The sequence below is a fragment of the Weissella confusa genome, assembly GCA_041871065.1.
Taxonomy (GTDB): domain Bacteria; phylum Bacillota; class Bacilli; order Lactobacillales; family Lactobacillaceae; genus Weissella; species Weissella confusa_A.
Window position 1 is genome coordinate 812459 of the sequence record CP168942.1, and the last position, 17271, is coordinate 829729.

The window sequence follows — 17271 nt, forward strand, 5'->3', positions numbered from 1 at the left end:
TACGATAATCAGTACTGCTTTTTATTAAGAAACAACGTTAGGTATTTCCTAATATTGACTAATCAGGGATAATAGAACACAAAGACTTTAAGAGGAGTGGTGGACCGCATGAAATTTATTCACGCAGCCGATTTGCACTTGGGTAATCCGTTTGTGGGGTTGGCCAATGTGCCCGCATGGCTACAAAATAATTTGCAAACGGCCAGTGAAACGGCGTTGGCTCGCTTGGTTGATGACGCCATTGCGGAATCAGTGGACTTCGTTTTGTTGGCTGGTGATTTGTTCGATACGACAACACCTGACACACGCGCGCAATTGACGTTGGTGACGGCTTTGCAACGCTTGGATGAAGCGAACGTTCCAGTCGTGATGGGCTTTGGTAATCATGACTTCGTGCAAGATTGGCATTCCTTACCAGTTTGGCCGGCGAATGTCACAGTTTTGCCTGCTGACATCACGACAACGCAGTTAACGACAACGAATGGTGAGCAAGTTGCTATCACCGGGTTCTCATACACAACGCGTCATATTACTGAAAATATGGCGATTAAGTTCCCGAACAAGCTGCCCGGCGTGGCATTCCACATCGGGATGTACCACGGATCTGTTGGCCAAGATGGCACAGGTGATTATGCGCCGTTCAGCTTAGGCGATATGCAGGCACATCACTATGACTATTGGGCATTAGGACACATTCACGTACGGCAAACATTGCAAACAGAACCGTTTGTTGGGTATTCAGGTAGCTTGCAAGGACTTAACCGTAACGAAAGCGGGGCCAAGGGTTACTACTTGGTTGAAAATCAAGGGACGCATTTGGTGCCGGAATTTACGCCAGTCGCACCGATTGTGTGGACGGCCCATGACGTAATGTTGACAGGTGATTTAAATACTGCAGTTGCTCAAATTCGTCGTGAACTAGGGACGCCAGAAGAATTTGAATTGGTGTCATTAACTGTTAAGACTGATGAGCCACAATTATTATCAATGATTGAAAACGGTCAATTGTTGGCAGCGTTGACGCGTGCATCACAGTCGAATGATGCGTTCTATGTGTTTGATGTTCGGCTAGATAGCACGCCACTAAAGGCGACATTGCCAGCAGTAGATCAACATTATTGGGATGAGACGGCTGATACGGTGTTTGATTTTGAAACATTGCAACGCTTGGGCTTGAAGCAGGTGACTGACGCTTCAATTTTGACGGCATTTTTGTCAGCTGACATGATGGCCGAAATCAAAGAAGCCGTCGAAACAAAATTACGTGTTGCGGAACAAGGAGGCCAGACGGATGTGGATTAAAAATGCAACCATTGTCGGATTTGGTCAATGGCAGCAACAACGGTTTGATTTCGTGGATGGCTTACAAGTTATTCAAGGACTGAATGAAGCGGGTAAGACGACGTTGCATCAATTCTTGTTGGGGATGTTGTTCGGCTTTCCACAAGCTAAAGGACGCAAGGTCAATACTTACGAACCGCTTGAGCAAGGGCCTTACGGTGGTCATCTGCAGTTTGAAGTAGATGGCACAACGTATGAACTAACCCGTTTGGGACGTACACAAACCACGACGCGCTTGGTAGCGATTGACACGCAACAAGAATTTGCGGACCCAGAGGGGATGTTATCGGAGCTGTTGGGACCAGTTGATCGTGACTTGTACCAAGCGGTGTTCAGTTTCGATCAGGATGCGCTGACGCAAATCTTTGCGCTACGTCCTGATGAATTTGCGGAACACTTGCGCTTGCTGGCAACGCCGGGGTCGGAGCAATGGTTAGCAATTGCAAATCAATGGGAGCAAGAGGCGGTGAGCCGATTTGGTGTCACGAAAACAGCTCGTCGCCCGATTAACGAAGCGCTACAAACATTGCAGACAGCGCAAGATAACTTACAAACAGCTATTGCAGCGCGACCATCTTTGCGTGCTTTGTCTGAACAACAGCAGGCTGCGCAAGCCCGGTTGGCCACGCTAACTGAACGCCAACGCAATCTATCAACCGATTTGTCATCACAGGCTAAGCAACAACAACTGGTACCAATTTACCAACGTTGGCAACAGCTCACGGCGCAACTTGCAGATGCACCGGAGCCGATTGATACTCGCTTAGCTGATGAGGCCGAGCAGGTGCAACAACAATTGCTGGCGCTAGAAACAGTATCAGTTGAAGCAACTGTTTCTGATGAACAATTAGATGATGCGACCCAAGCGGTTAATGCGTTGGATCAATTGAATCAACAACAACGTGAAGCTGCCCGTCGCCAAGCTGACATTCAAAACCAAACGAGTTTGTTGTTAGCAAAGTACCGTTGGCAAGTCTTTCCACCAGAACTCACGCCATTCCAAGTCAACCAATTACAAGGTGGCCCACAAATTGCCGTATCTGGGCAATATCAGCGCGCCGGTATTGGTGCAATTGCGTTTGGAATCGTTGCCGGGCTAGGCTTGATTCTTGGCCACCAAGTTTTGCCGGGAATCTTGGCGATTATTCTATTGGGTGCCATCGGGGCATTCCTATTCTTCAAGTTGCCTAAGCGCGTAACCGCATCGACTGATTTACCAGCCGAATATGGTGATATGACACCAGAAATGGTGTTGAATGCCCAGCCTGACGTCCGTTTGGGTCACCAAATGGCTCAGCAATTAGCTGATTTGATGGCTGCGCAACAGGCGATGATGCCACAACACAAGGCTTTGGAAGAAAAGCTCGCTTGGTTGGGATATCAATTGTCTGAAAGCGATTATCGTCAAAAGTTGGCTGAGTTACGGGCGAATAACCGCACGGCCGACCAGCAAGTGGTGCAAAAGGCGAAACTTCAACAACGTTTGAATGAGCTACTGCAAGTTTTGGGCGTCACATCAGTTGGCGAACTGTTGCAACAACGCGAACTGGCAACACGCACGCAAGCCATGATGCAAGAAGCTGATTTGTTGCGTGAACAACTTGGGGATGCTGATTTGAATGCTTTGGCCACTGCCAGTGAGACGGTTGATGATACTGATCCATCGGCAGTGACGTTACGTTTGCAAGAAGAAGTGAATGAGGTGCAACAAACGTTGGCCCGTTTGGAAGCTCAACAACAACGTTTGATGACGGATACGTCAATTGAAACGCAACAACAGCAAATTGCGGACCAAACGGCGGCTATCACAGCTGATTTGAAGTCGTATTTCGTGAACCGTTTGGCTAACGAATGGGTTGCTAAAACGTTGGATGCCGCCATCGGTGATCGATTCCCACAATTGATTCACTATGCCGGCGATTTGTTGCAACGCTTAACGCAAGGAAACTATACGCAAATTTCACAAACAAAGACTTTAATTAAAGTAATGCGTCATGATGGTGCAATCTTTAATGTCAGTCAGTTATCGAAGGGTGCAGCGGAACAAGTTTATGTTGCTTTGCGCTTAGCATTCGTGCAAGCAGTCAAGGAAAGCATTCAGTTGCCACTGTTAATTGATGATGCGTTTGTTGATTTCGATCGTGAACGACGCCAAGCCATGATTGATATGTTGCAAGAAATGGCAGGCAACCAACAACAAGTCTTGTACTTCACGGCACACCAAGTCGCTGCGAACCATGTGTTGGATTTGAATGAACTAAAGGGGGCTTCGAAATGACAGAAGCAAAACAACTAAAAGAATATCAAGTTGATGAACGCATGGAGATTTACGTCTTGTTGAAGGAAGTTGATCCGCGTGTAACGCAACAAGGCAAGCGATACTTGGCAGTTTCGGTTGCGGACCGTTCAATGGAAATCCGCGGCATGAAGTGGGATGCAACACAAGAAGAAGCGAACACATTGAAGAATGGCATGGTCGTCTTTATGACAGCAGTTCGCCAAGTTTATCAAGACAAGCCTCAATTAAAGGTCTTGTCATTGCGCCCAACGCATGCTGGTGAACCACAAGATCCGGCTGACTTTATGAGTGCGGCCCCAATGAAGGCCTCTGAAATGGAAGAAGAAGTCTCAGCGATTTTGTTCCAAATCACGAATGCCACTTGGCAACGTATCGTGCGTCACTTGATTGCCAAGTACCACGACCAGTTCTACAAGTATCCAGCAGCTAAGAGTAATCACCACGCATTTGCGGGGGGCTTGGGTTTCCACACACTTTCAATTGTGCACTTGGCGCAAGCGGTGGTGAAGCAATATCCTGGCTTGGATGCTAGTTTGCTGTACGCTGGTGCTTTGCTCCACGATTTGGGTAAGGTCATCGAATTAACGGGGCCAATCGCCACGCAATATACGACGGCCGGAAACCTGATTGGACATATCGTCTTGATCGATGAGCAAATTGTCTTAGCTGCCAATGAAATGAACATGGATTTATACAGCGAAGAAATGTTGTTGTTGCGTCACACCGTTTTGGCGCACCATGGCTTGATGGAGTACGGTTCACCAGTTCGCCCAGTCGTTAAGGAAGCAAACATTTTGCACCAACTGGATGAATTGGATGCCAATATCCAAAGTTTTGATAATGCATTGGCTGAAACCGAACCAGGTGAGTTTTCACAACGTCAATGGGCGTTGGATAACCGCGCGATTTACAAGCCAACAAAATAAACTAAATAGTATGTATAAAGAATGTATGAAGCATAATTGTGACGCTTTTTACATTCTTTTTTTTAGTAGAATGTACCAGTACAGGGATAATGAGAAAAACATTTTCGCCGAAAACGTTTGCATTGTGAAAGGTTTTTACATAAAATAGTAAAGTACTATTCAGAAGTAATTAAGATTAGTGAAGATTTGAGAGGTCTTACAATGGAATACTTGATCGGAGTTGACTTGGGGACAACGTCAACTAAGGCTGTTTTGTTTGACACTGAAGGGCATGTTATTGCCAGTGCCAACAAGGGTTACAAGCTTTACCGTGACGAACCAGACATGGCCGAAGAGGACCTAAACGAGATTTGGGAAGCCTTCGTTGATGCTATGACTGAGGTCGTTCGCGGCGCAAACGGCGGCAAGATTTTGGGTGTATCATTCAGTTCTGCAATGCACTCATTGATTGCCTTCGACAAGGATTGGCAACCATTGACACGTGTTATCACTTGGGCTGATACGCGCGCTGTTAAGTACACGGAAGAGTTGAAGTCAACTGGCTTGGGCCAAGAGATTTACAGCAAGACGGGTACACCAATTCACCCAATGGCGCCTTTGTCAAAGATGTTGTGGTTGAAGAACGAAAAACCAGACATCTACAACAACGCTGCGCACTACTTGGGAATTAAGGAATACTTGTTCAACCGTTTGTTCGGTGCCAACAAGATGGATATTTCAATTGCTTCAGGAACGGGTATGTTCAACATCTTCAACTTGGATTGGGATGAGCAAGCCCTAGAAGTAACTGGTATCAAGAAGGAGCAAATGCCACAACCAGTTGAGCCATACGAGATTGAGCGTGGCATGGTTGCGGAATACGCTGCTGTCATGGGCTTGGATGTCGACACACCATTCGTTTATGGTGCTGGTGATGGTCCTTTGTCAAACTTGGGTGTTAACGCTGTGCAACCTGGTGTTGCCGCTGTGACGATTGGTACGTCAGGTGCCATCCGTGTCGTAACTGACGCACCTAAGATTGATCCAAAGGGACGTACGTTTACGTATGCCTTGGACAAGGATCACTGGGTTGTCGGTGGACCAGTTAACAACGGTGGAGATGTCTTCCGTTGGGCCCGCGACAAGATGTTTGACGCCGAGAAGTCAACGGCTGCCTTGATGGGTGTTGATACGTACGACTTGTTGACGGAAATCGCCTCAAAGATTCCTGCCGGAGCCGATGGTTTGCTATTCCACCCATACTTGGGTGGTGAGCGTGCCCCAATCTGGGATGCCAACGCACGTGGTTCATTCTTCGGATTGACGCACAACCACACGCGTGCCCACATGGTACGTGCCGTGCTAGAAGGTATCATCTTCAACATCTACATGGTTGCTTTGGCCCTTGAAGAAGTTGTTGGTGACTTGAAGTCAGTTCAAGCAACTGGTGGATTTGCTCGTTCAGCTTTGTGGCGTCAAATGACGGCCGACATTTTCGAGCAACCAGTTACGGTGCCAACGGCCTTCGAGTCAGGTGCTTTGGCCGCTACGGTTATGGCACAAAAGGCTTTGGGAATGGTTGACAGTTTGGATGTTATCGGCGACATGGTCGGTGATTCAAACACGTACGATCCAAACCCAGAAAACTACGAAGCTTACCGTGAGTTGACGCCAATCTTTATTCGTTTGGCACGTCAATTGCAAACGGAGTACGCAAACATTGCGAACTTCCAACGTAAGCACGTAAACAAGGGCGACAAGTAGTCCTGAGCGAAAAGCAAATAAAAAATAAAATATTGCTCACAGTGCATGACAATCTGCCGGTACTGTGAGCAATCGTTTTTAATAGATATTTTACCTACTTAAGGAGTAATTAAACGATGGAATTCGTTATGTTGGCAATTTCAATTTTGATTTTGCTTGTTTTGATTGTTAAGTTCAAGTTGAACACGTTCGTATCATTGGTTGTTACGGCATTTATCTTGGCATTGCTATTGGGTATGAACCCAATGGATGTTCCAAACGCTGTTTTGGGTGACCAAGGTATGGGTAATATCTTGGGTTCAAACTCAGTTATCTTCATCTTCGGTGGAATGATCGGTCGATTGGTTGCCGATGCCGGTGGTTCATACCGAATTGCTAAGACGTTGATTAACTGGTTTGGTATCAAGCGTTTGCAATGGGCTGTTTTGATTGCCTCATTCATCATCGGAATCTCAATGATCTTCGGTGTTGGAATGGTGCTTTTGATTCCTATCGTATTCGCGGTTGCCATCGAAGCCGGTGTGCCATTGCTTTACTTGGGTATTTCAATGACGGCTGCCTTGTCATCAGCACAAGGATTCTTGCCTCCACAGCCAGCTCCAACGGCCGTGGCTATGTCATTGGGTGCTAACATTGGTTTGACGTTGATTCTTGGTTTGATTGTGTCAGTTATTACGGCCGTTGTTGCGGGTCCTTTGTTCACGAAGTTGGCTCAAAAGTACGCCCCTGACGCATTCCAATTTAAGACGGAAATCAAGGCTGTTGGTGAAGTTAAGGAATACGAGTTGGACAAGACGCCATCATTCTTCTTGTCAGTTATCACGTCAGTATTCCCATTGATCTTCATGATCATCGCAACGGTTTACAAGATGATCTACACGGGTGGTGTTACGCCAAAGAACCCATCAAACTTCGATAAGGTTGTTGAGTTCTTGGCAACGCCAGCTGTTGCTATGACGATTGCTTTGATCTTTGCCATCTTCTCAATGGGTGTATGGCAAAAGAAGTCAGCACAATCAATCGGTGCATCATTGAACAACGGTATGAGCGCAGTTGCTGGTATCTTGTTGATCGTCGGTGGTGGTGGAGCATGGCGTGGTGTCTTGGTAAACGGTGGTTTGTCAGACAAGGTTGCCTCATTGTTCTCAGCTAACGGTCACATGTCAGCTATCACGGTGATTATCTTCGCCTGGGCTGTTGCTGCCGTATTGCGTATCTCAGTTGGTTCAGCAACGGTTGCCGGTATGACGGCTGCTGGAATCGTATTGTCAATCGTGCAATCACAAAACAACCCAACGTTGTCAGTTTTGGTTGCTTTGGCAATCGGTGCCGGATCATTGATCGCATCACACGTTAACGACGCTGGATTCTGGATTTTCCAAGAATTCTTCGAGTTGTCAATCAAGCAAACGTTCCAAATCTGGACTGTTTTGGAAACGATTATTTCATTGACAGGTATGGTTGTTATCTTGGCAATGGCAATGATCTTGCTATAACAAAATAAACATTCAATTAAGGCTCACATGGCATTTGCTGTGTGGGCCTTTTTGGTTGTGAGTGTTGTGCTAGCGCACAAATCGTTTTGGAACGAGCCGGAGCGGTGTTCCGTCCTGCTGAATTAGCTGGTGGCGACGGGAACCTGCTCTTCCTAAGCCCTGGCGTATTTCCGCGCCTGCCGGCTTGAAATTCACCCTGACTAAGGAATCTCTAGTTTCCCTTCCTTCGCTTTAATCACCGGCTAATACAGCAGGAGCTCCACACCGCTCCAACTCGCCCCAAAACGATAGCAGCCAAGTGGTGCTTGTCTGTATGAGATTTACATCTACGGGTTAATAAATAGGGGAAGTATCTATTGCCTTAGTGAATCGTGGATGACACAGGAAATAGGTTGAGAATATCTTGGCTGCTAGCATGTGGGTTGGTTGGGGTGGTGGTGCGGAGCTCCTGCGATATTAGCCGGTGACCAAGCAAGGAAAGGAGCACCAATTATCACTTAGCAACAGTGGATTTCGAGCCGGCAGGCGATGAAACACGCTGAGGCTTAGGGAGAATGGGACTCCGTTGCCACCAGCTTATATTGCAGGACGGAGCACCGCCACCCCAACCAACCCACATGCTTCGGCGCGTAAGCGACGACCCAAAATCAACATTAATTTATAAATTTAAAAATATGTAGAACTCAACGTAAGAAGCAATATCTCGTATAAAAAGCAAGCCAAAAAATAGGACTTTTTTTATTCTGGTATCCCAACAATGAAATACCGCTGATGAAAAATTTAATGGACTTATTACCCGCAAGCGCTTACAAAAGGTGTGCAATATTTAAGTTGACTTATGTAATCGGTTTCATAAGTGGGACGCATTTGAGATATTTTTTAATTGAGAAGGGGTAAGACGAGATGCTTACATTACTCGCTGGCCTAACTACTGATCCTAAGACAGGATTATTCCAATGGATGACAAACGGCTTTAACGTTTGGCCATTCTTGATTTTGGTGATTGTATTGCATTATTGTTATTTTTGATTTTGAAGGCAAAGATTAACACATTCGTTGCGTTGATCATTACTTCAATTTTGGTCGCCTTGGGCTTGGGAATGAACCCAGCCGGAATCGCTGATGCCTTGAAGAATGGTATCGGTGGTACGATGGGTGAGTTGGTCATTGTCTTTGGGTTTGGATCGATGATCGGTCGCTTGGTTTCGGATGCTGGTGGATCATACCGCATCGCCTCAACTTTGATTAACAAGTTTGGTAAGTCAAAGTTGCAATGGGCGGTTGCTGGTGCATCATTCATCATCGGAATTTCATTGCTATTTGAAGTTGGTTTGGTCGTTTTGATTCCTATCGTCTTCACAATCGCTTTGGAAGCCGGTGTGTCATTGCTTTACTTGGGAATCCCAATGGCCGCTGCCTTGTCAGCTGCGCAAGGATTCTTGCCACCACAGCCATCACCAACTGCAGTTATGAACGCATTGGGTGCTAACATCGGTGTCGTATTGATGTACGGTATCATCGTTGCCATCGTCGCAATATTGGTTGCTGGACCTTTGTTTATACGTTTGATTCAAAAGGTTGAGCCAAAGGCATTTAAGATTACTAAGAAGCTTGATGCTATTGGTGAAGTTAAGACCTTTAAGTTGGAAGACACGCCATCATTTGGTTTGTCACTTGTTACGTCATTGATGCCTGTGTTCTTCATGTTGATTTCAACGATTTACACGTTGGCTCACAACGGCGGAAAGCAAGTTTACAGTGGTATGGTTGGTGATGCAGCCTGGAAGGCTTTGACGCCTGCTGCACAACACGGTTACTTGATTGACCCAACGGTGCTTGATCGCATCATCGCCATGCTTGGTAACCCAGTTATCGCCATGGTTATCGCAATGGCCTTTGCTATCTGGTCAATGGGACCAAAGCAAGGACGTACGATGGGTGAAGTTGGTTCATCAATGTCAGAAGCTTTGAAGTCAATCGCTAACTTGTTGATGGTTATCGGTGGTGGAGCTGCCTTTAAGGGTATCTTGACTGCTGGTGGTATCTCAACTGCCATTGCTTCAGCATTCTCACACACGTCATTGTCACCAATCATCTTTGCATGGTTGATTGCCGTTATCTTGCGTGTCTCAGTTGCATCAGCTACGGTTGCTGGTTTGACGACTGCCGGAATCGTCGCACCATTGGTTGCTAACCAAACGGCTGTTAACCCAGCCTTCGTGGTATTGGCAATCGGTGCCGGTTCATTGGCTGCTTCACACGTTAACGATGCCGGATTCTGGATGTTCAAGGAATTCTTTGACTTGGATGTGCCACAAACGTTGAAGATTTGGACAGTGCTTGAAACAATTATTTCAGTTGTTGGATTGATTGTTATCTTGATTTTGTCAGCATTGTTCTCATAAAATTTTACTTACTTCTGACGTCAATTCATAAAAAGCGCAAACTTTAATCGAAGTTTGCGCTTTTTTATTTGTAAATATAAACATATTAAATATTTCACAAACTAAATGATTCAGGGAGAGTATCATGATGATTTGGCATAATAAAGGGGTCCGATGGGTGTGGTACAACCTGACGGGCATTCTGTTTGTTTTGTACCTTTTGCACTATACAGCGCCCGTGTTGAATACATGGAGTGTTGTTGTCTTATTAGTTGGTATGGCAGCAGTTAGCGTATTTATGTTTGTATCTGAATATATGCGTTTACATCCGGTGAGCGCAGAGACATCGGAAGAAGCTGACGATCAAGGAAATTGAGTTGGTAAAATAGGACGCAGAAGTTTATACTTATAGTATTAGTTTCTGCACAAATTATTCGTTACTATGACGAGTTCGCAGACTCCAATTGTACGACAATAAAAAAACAAGCGCGTTCATTACCAGCGCGCTTTTAGTTTGGAAAAGAAGGTATGTCAGTGACTACAGTAACCGTTCAACCTGGCGTTTTTCTGCATATTTTGCCAACTCAGCAATTTGCAACGACAAGAATATTAATTAACTTTACCAGCCAACATGACGTGGCTTCTTTGGGAGGTCGTGTGTTGGCAAGTAACATGCTTGAAACAGCTTCACAAAAATATCCCTCACAAACCGCTTTGGCGCGTGTCCTAAGCGACTTATATGGGGCATCATTCGGCACTGATGTTCTGAAGACAGGTGCTTTGCACACACTACGCTTACGTATGACGTTGGTGCATGATGATTTTGCAACGGATTCACAGAGTTTGTTGCGTGATGGCTTTGCGTTTATTCGCGAGATGATGTGCAACCCATTGGGTGATGCCGAACAAGGCTTCGATCCAACTGTTTTTGAACGTCAACGTGAAATTGCGTTAGATGAAATTGCTGGACTGCAAGAAGAAAAGCCATTCTATGCGGCTCGCCAAGCAATTAATGCTTATTTCACTGATCCAGTGCAGGCCGTACCAGCTTACGGTACAACTGAAATTCTTGAAAAGGTTTCACCAAAAGAAGCGTGGGATGCTTGGCAGGATACGATGGCGCACGATCGTGTTGATATTATCGTATTGGGTGACGTGGACACAGCAACGGTTGAACAAGCAGTGGCACAATTGCCATTGGAACCACGTGCCATTGCTGGTAATCCTTACTATGAGCAAGACTTATTCCCAGCTGTGAAGCGCACGGTGGAACTAGATAAGGTGAATCAAGCACGTTTGATCTTGGCTTATCAATTGAAGCTGGAACAGACTAACCGTTTCCAAGGTTTCGTCTTTAATGCCTTGTTTGGTGGACTTGCCGTTTCACGTTTGTTTATGAACGTGCGTGAGACAGCTGGTTTGGCCTACTCGATTTATTCTGACTACAATCCGTACACCGGTTTGTTGATGGTGGAATCAGGTGTTGATCACGTCAAATTGGTTGAAGCCGAGGAACGTATCGATGCTGAATTGACACGTTTGCAAACGGAACTCGTAGGTGATGATGAGTTAAACATGATTAAGCGTCTGATGAAGGCTGATTATGTTGTCTCACTTGACCAACCTGGACGCATTACGGAACGCGTTCAAAATCAAGAACTGATTGGGTATCACACGACACCTGAAGAGTGGTTGGCTGCAGTCGATGCCGTGACGGCCGAACAGGTGCAACAAGTTGCGCAAGCAGTGACGAAGCAGCTACATTATGAATTGGTAGGAGGTAAGGCTAATGGTTGATGCATTAAGTCGTTTTGCGCCTAATGAGCGTCATGAAACGTTGCCAAATGGGGCACGTTTGCACATTTTGCCACGACCTGATTTCCACCAATTCGTGGGGATGGTGACGGTTGATTTTGGTGCGCGTGACCAAATGTTTATGAAGGATGGCCAATTGGTAAAGCAACCGGCTGGTCTAGCGCATTTCTTGGAACACAAGTTATTTGCGCAACCTGGCTATGATGCCTTTTCACGTATGAGTGAACTTGGGGCAAATGCCAACGCTTTTACGACGCAGACGCGTACTAGCTACTTCATGACGGCACTAGCTAACGAATATGCTGCTTTCTCAGAATTGTTGCACTTCACGCAAGAACCTTATTTTGAAAAGAGTTCGGTCGTCCGTGAGCGCGATATCATCTCACAAGAAGTGGATATGTATCAAGATGATACGAATGCCCGCTTGTATCGCATGATTTTGGGCCAATTATTCCCAGGTGATCCGATGGCTGATGATATTGCCGGAACCACTGAATCGATCCACAGCGTGACACCAGCTGATTTACAGGCTGCCTTTGACGCGTTCTATCGCCCAGAAAATATGGATATTGTCGTTGCGGGTGCGTTTGACGTAGAAGCAGTTCGTCAACTGGTTATGGATGCACCAATTAGTTCACGACAAGCAACTGATAATATCACGGTGCCGGCCAAGACATTGGCACCGGTTATTACAGAACCGCTTGAAGTGGACATGGACATCGTGCGAACGAAGATTGCAATTGGTCAACGTTGGTATGACGGAGCGACAATGCCGACTGGCATGGATGCCTTGCGCATTGCCATTGCCGGTAGCTTGGCCGTCGATTTGGTGTTCGGTGAGTTTTCACCAACCTATATGATGTGGTACGACTCGGGGATGATTGATGATACATTCAGCGCTGAGTTTGACTGGGAACGTGGCGTGGCCTTTTTGACCATTGCTGCTGAAACGCCTGAAGCTGATGAATTGATTGATGCAGTTTCAGATGAGTTGACGAACTTGGCCGAACGATTCAAGGAATTGTCTGCTGATTTTGAATTGGTGAAAAAGGATGCCTTAGGTCGCTTGATTAGCAAGTTCAATCAACTCGAAGAAATTGTCACGCGATTTGAAGGGCAGACTTTTGATTTTGCCACATTGCGTGATGAAATTAATGTCTTGCAGAGCTTAGATGTGCAAAGCGTTTACGACATACTTATGCATGCCGAAATTAGTGACCATTCGACCGTTATTGCGCGTCCGAATGTCGATAATATGTGGTAGTATAGATATATGCAATTATACTGATAAAAAATAGTTAAGGATGAGAGACTAATGAACGAAGAACGCAACAGCGTCATCGGACAAGAGCTACAAAAGGCTCGTCTTGATAAGGGGTTATCCCTTGACGATATTCAACAAACGACAAAGATTCAAAAGCGCTACCTAGCTGCGATTGAAAATGGCCAATTTGATCAATTGCCAGGGGCATTTTATGAACGTGCATTCGTGCGTCAATATGCTGCTGCGGTTGGTCTTGATGTTGCTGATTTTATGCAAAATCACGATATCACCACGGAACAAGTTGAACCTGATTTGAGCGGTGCGCGCGTTGATGCAGATAACGTTACGCGTGCGGGGATGCACAAGGTTGAAGAAACGGCTGCTGATAAGACGCGCCAAATGATGCCAAAGATTTTGATTGGTGTGGCTGTTATCGCCATCATCGCCGTTATCTGGGCTGTTGTTGCCTCATTTGCTGGTTCAGCAAAGCAACACAGCAAGAACGAGTCATCTGTTTCAGTGACAACTTCAAAGGTATCATCTGTTGCATCATCTTCAGAATCAAAGTCAACGACTGACGAATCAAAGAAGTCATCTTCTAAGAAGGAATCTTCAAAGAAGGAGTCATCAGAGAAGAAGGATGACAAGGTTGACCTTGGTGCTGGTACGGCAGCTGGTAACACAGTAACGTACGCTGCTGTTAAGGCGCCAGCCGACAAGGAAATGACGTTGAACTTGAAGTCAACTGGTGCGTCATGGATCCAAGTTAAGGATGCAGCCGGCACTGTTTTGTGGAACGGTACGTTGCAAGCTAACGGTAACCAAGACGTTAAGATTCCTGCTACGGTAACTGGTGTCAGTGTTTCAATCGGTAACGCAACGGTTACGACGATGTCATTGGACGGTTCAGAAGTTAACTTGATGAACAACAATGCCATCGTTTGGAACGCCAACATGACGTTCCAACGCTAAACTTAGTGGGGTGGATAAAAAATGAATTTGCCTAATAAGTTGACGGTCTTCCGTATGATTTTGATCCCTGTATTCATGTTGGTACTTGCTTTGCCACTTGATTGGGGAACGTTGCAAGTGGCTGGAGCAGTTTTGCCAGTCACACACCTAGTGGCAGCAATTATCTTTATTGTTGCTTCGTTGACGGACCTTGCAGACGGAAAAATCGCGCGCAAGTACAAGTTGGTAACGAACTTTGGAAAGTTTGCTGATCCATTGGCCGACAAGTTGTTGGTTATGACGGCATTGATTTTCTTTGTCCAATTCGGTTGGGTGCCAGCTTGGATGGTTGCAATCATCGTTATTCGTGAGTTGGCCATCACTGGTTTGCGCACATTGATCGTTGAAAACAATGGTAAGGTGTTGGCAGCAGCGATGCCTGGTAAGATTAAGACAGCTTCACAAATGGTTGCTATCTCATTCTTCTTGCTTCACGACATTGTCTTTGCAATGTTCAACATCCCATTTGCGATGATTATGATTTGGATTGCCTTGCTTGCAACAATCTACTCAGGAATTGATTATTTCTACAAGAACCGCGAAGTTTTCTCTGACGGTTTCAAGTAATTAACTGAATGGAGAGGTAGTTTGACACTCATTGTGTTGGACTACCTCTTTTGTTATACAATTAAATCAAACAAAAATTGGAAAAATTAGCGATTACTGCGTCTTTATTACTGAAAGGGGTGCAGAATGAAAAATATTGAAGTTGGCCAAGCCTTAATTGCACGGCACGAAAGTATCACATCCGCCGAGTCTCTGACGGCTGGGTTGTTTGTCAGTACGTTAGCTGAGGTGCCGGGCATTTCAGCTGTGTTGCCAGGGGCATTCGTGACCTATGCAGCATCAGCAAAGACCCAATTGGTTGGGGTGCCGGCTGAGTTGATTGATAAAGTGGGCGTCGTTTCAGCCGAAGTCGCCGAAAGTATGGCAAGTGGGGCAAAACGTGAATTGAATACGGCATGGGGCGTTAGTTTTACTGGTGTGGCTGGACCCGATGCGTTGGAAGGACACCCAGCTGGTACAGTGTTTATCGGCGTTGCAGCGCCAGATGGGACAGTAGTAGCAACAAAGTTTAAGTTTGATGGTGATCGTCAGCAAGTTCGCGACCAATCGGTTGTAGCTGCGTTTGACTTATTGGCAGACAAAATCAAACAAATCGCGAATTAACACGAAAAAGAATTGAATTATAAATTGAATTAGGTTACACTAGGTGTATATTAAGTTTAAGTTAACAAGTGGAGGCCGATAAAAATGGCATCAGGAAAGAACATTAACCCAAATAAGAAGCTTGAAGGAAAGATTGCGGACCCAAAGGAGCGTCAAGCTGCGTTGAACGAAGCCTTGAAGAAGATTGAAAAGTCTTTTGGTAAGGGTTCAGTTATGAAGCTTGGTGATAGCCAATTCACGAAGGTACAATCAACGTCAACGGGATCATTGAAGTTGGACGTAGCCCTTGGAATTGGTGGTTACCCTAAGGGACGTATCATCGAAATCTACGGACCTGAATCATCAGGTAAGACGACGTTGGCTTTGCACGCGGTTGCTGAAGCGCAACGTAACGGCGGAATCGTCGCATATATTGACGCGGAAAATGCCATGGACGTTGAATACGCCAAGGCATTGGGTGTTGACGTTGACGAGCTTTTGCTATCACAACCAGATACTGGTGAACAAGGATTGGCCATTGCGGACGCTTTGATTACATCAGGTGCCATCGACATGGTTGTTGTCGACTCAGTTGCCGCTTTGACGCCTAAGGCCGAAATCGACGGTGAAATTGGTGACTCAACAGTTGGTTTGCAAGCCCGTATGATGTCACAAGCTTTGCGTAAGATGTCAGGTGCCATCTTGAAGACTGGTACGACGGCTATCTTTATCAACCAATTGCGTGAAAAGATTGGTATCATGTTTGGTAACCCAGAAACGACACCTGGTGGACGTGCTTTGAAGTTCTACTCATCAGTACGTTTGGACGTTCGTCGTAAGGGTGGTATCGATGCTACCAAGGCTGACGGTGACGATGTGAAGTCAGTTGGTAACGTTACCCGTATCAAGGTTGTAAAGAACAAGGTTGCGGCACCATTCCGTGAAGTGGAAGTTGAAATCTTGTTTGGTAAGGGTATCTCAAAGACTGGTGAAATGATCGACTTGGCTGCTGATAAGGATATTATCGTGAAGTCAGGATCATGGTTCTCATACAACGGTGAGAAGATTGGTCAAGGAAAGGTCAACGTTATTCGTTGGTTGGAAGACCCAGAACACAAGGATATTTACGATGATATCTACGCACAAGTTCGCGAAGCATACATCGGAAGCCACGATGGATCGGACGACGCTGCTGAAGATAACTCAGCAGATGACGTAGAAGACATCGAATTGGCAATCGAAGAAGATTAATAATTAAAAACAAACGGCAAAGCCTCCACAATGGGGACTTTGCCGTTTTGAGTATCCACTGAATTTATGCGAAAAATCATATCCAAAGGGCGTCTGAAAAATTAGATTGAAGATGTCTATTTTCTGACGCAAATTTGGATACCTTATTTTCGCCATTAGATTTCGGTTGTTCTATACTAATCATGTAATAAAAAAGAAATAAAAAAAGCGCTACGTATGAGTAGTTGGAGGTGTTTATCATGGCATACACAAAGCAAGAAGTTCAAGATTGGGCAAAGAAGTTGGATTTGAACACTTGGGGACCAACTGAGGTTTATTGGTCTGAGAGTTTCCACCGTGTTCATGTCATTGCAGCTGATATGGAAAGTGCAGCAGTTACCGAAAAGATTAAGGCAGCTGTCGAAGCAGAAATCGCAGCCGGCGCTACTGACGAAACAGACGCACGCGACTTCTTGGAGCACTTGATCGTTACTGATTACGCCCAAGAAGATTAATATTAACGATAATTCTAAATTGCTTGTCTAACAGAAATGTAAGGCAAGCAATTTTTATTTATAGATGTTTCTACTATATATAGTGGAAACCTTTATCT

Annotated in this window: 13 protein-coding genes and 1 pseudogene; all 14 read left to right on the top strand. The window is 45.5% G+C overall.

Going from position 1 to position 17271, the window contains the following annotated elements:
* Window positions 1-108 precede the first annotated feature (108 nt).
* The 14 genes and pseudogenes from ACAW68_03615 to ACAW68_03680 all read left to right on the top strand — a co-directional run bounded on the left by ACAW68_03615 (window position 109) and on the right by ACAW68_03680 (window position 17173).
* Window positions 109-1302: an exonuclease SbcCD subunit D gene (locus tag ACAW68_03615; protein ID XGA16655.1), complete on the top strand. Its 1194-nt coding sequence runs from the start codon at window positions 109-111 to the stop codon at window positions 1300-1302.
* Window positions 1292-3619 (top strand): AAA family ATPase, encoded by a 2328-nt coding sequence (locus tag ACAW68_03620; GenBank protein XGA16656.1) that lies wholly within the window; start codon window positions 1292-1294, stop codon window positions 3617-3619. Before ACAW68_03615 ends, ACAW68_03620 begins: the two co-directional genes overlap by 11 nt.
* On the top strand, window positions 3616-4566 hold the full coding sequence (locus ACAW68_03625) for a 3'-5' exoribonuclease YhaM family protein (protein XGA16657.1): 951 nt from the start codon (window positions 3616-3618) through the stop codon (window positions 4564-4566). Before ACAW68_03620 ends, ACAW68_03625 begins: the two co-directional genes overlap by 4 nt.
* Window positions 4567-4767: 201 nt before the next feature.
* Window positions 4768-6309, top strand: a complete 1542-nt coding sequence (gene gntK, locus ACAW68_03630; protein ID XGA16658.1) for a gluconokinase — start codon at window positions 4768-4770, stop codon at window positions 6307-6309.
* 116 nt (window positions 6310-6425) lie between these two features.
* Window positions 6426-7805 (top strand): gluconate:H+ symporter, encoded by a 1380-nt coding sequence (locus tag ACAW68_03635; protein XGA16659.1) that lies wholly within the window; start codon window positions 6426-6428, stop codon window positions 7803-7805.
* Window positions 7806-8708: 903 nt separating this feature from the next.
* Window positions 8709-10210 (top strand): annotated as a pseudogene (locus ACAW68_03640) (gluconate:H+ symporter).
* A gap of 124 nt (window positions 10211-10334) precedes the next feature.
* Window positions 10335-10565, top strand: a complete 231-nt coding sequence (locus ACAW68_03645; protein XGA16660.1) for a hypothetical protein — start codon at window positions 10335-10337, stop codon at window positions 10563-10565.
* Between the two features lie 152 nt (window positions 10566-10717).
* Window positions 10718-11986 (top strand): EF-P 5-aminopentanol modification-associated protein YfmF, encoded by a 1269-nt coding sequence (yfmF, locus tag ACAW68_03650; protein XGA16661.1) that lies wholly within the window; start codon window positions 10718-10720, stop codon window positions 11984-11986.
* Entirely contained in the window at window positions 11979-13268 is a 1290-nt protein-coding gene (gene yfmH / locus ACAW68_03655) for an EF-P 5-aminopentanol modification-associated protein YfmH (GenBank protein XGA16662.1), read from the top strand. Before yfmF ends, yfmH begins: the two co-directional genes overlap by 8 nt.
* 51 nt (window positions 13269-13319) lie before the next feature.
* Entirely contained in the window at window positions 13320-14240 is a 921-nt protein-coding gene (locus ACAW68_03660; GenBank protein ID XGA16663.1) for a helix-turn-helix domain-containing protein, read from the top strand.
* A gap of 21 nt (window positions 14241-14261) precedes the next feature.
* Window positions 14262-14846: a CDP-diacylglycerol--glycerol-3-phosphate 3-phosphatidyltransferase gene (gene pgsA, locus ACAW68_03665; GenBank protein ID XGA16664.1), complete on the top strand. Its 585-nt coding sequence runs from the start codon at window positions 14262-14264 to the stop codon at window positions 14844-14846.
* A gap of 126 nt (window positions 14847-14972) precedes the next feature.
* Complete coding sequence (locus tag ACAW68_03670; GenBank protein XGA16665.1) at window positions 14973-15449, top strand: nicotinamide-nucleotide amidohydrolase family protein; 477 nt, start codon at window positions 14973-14975, stop codon at window positions 15447-15449.
* Window positions 15450-15533: 84 nt separating this feature from the next.
* Entirely contained in the window at window positions 15534-16679 is a 1146-nt protein-coding gene (recA, locus tag ACAW68_03675; GenBank protein XGA16666.1) for a recombinase RecA, read from the top strand.
* 239 nt (window positions 16680-16918) lie between these two features.
* Window positions 16919-17173, top strand: coding sequence for a hypothetical protein (locus ACAW68_03680; protein ID XGA16667.1), 255 nt, complete (start codon window positions 16919-16921; stop codon window positions 17171-17173).
* The last annotated feature ends 98 nt before the right edge of the window (window positions 17174-17271 follow it).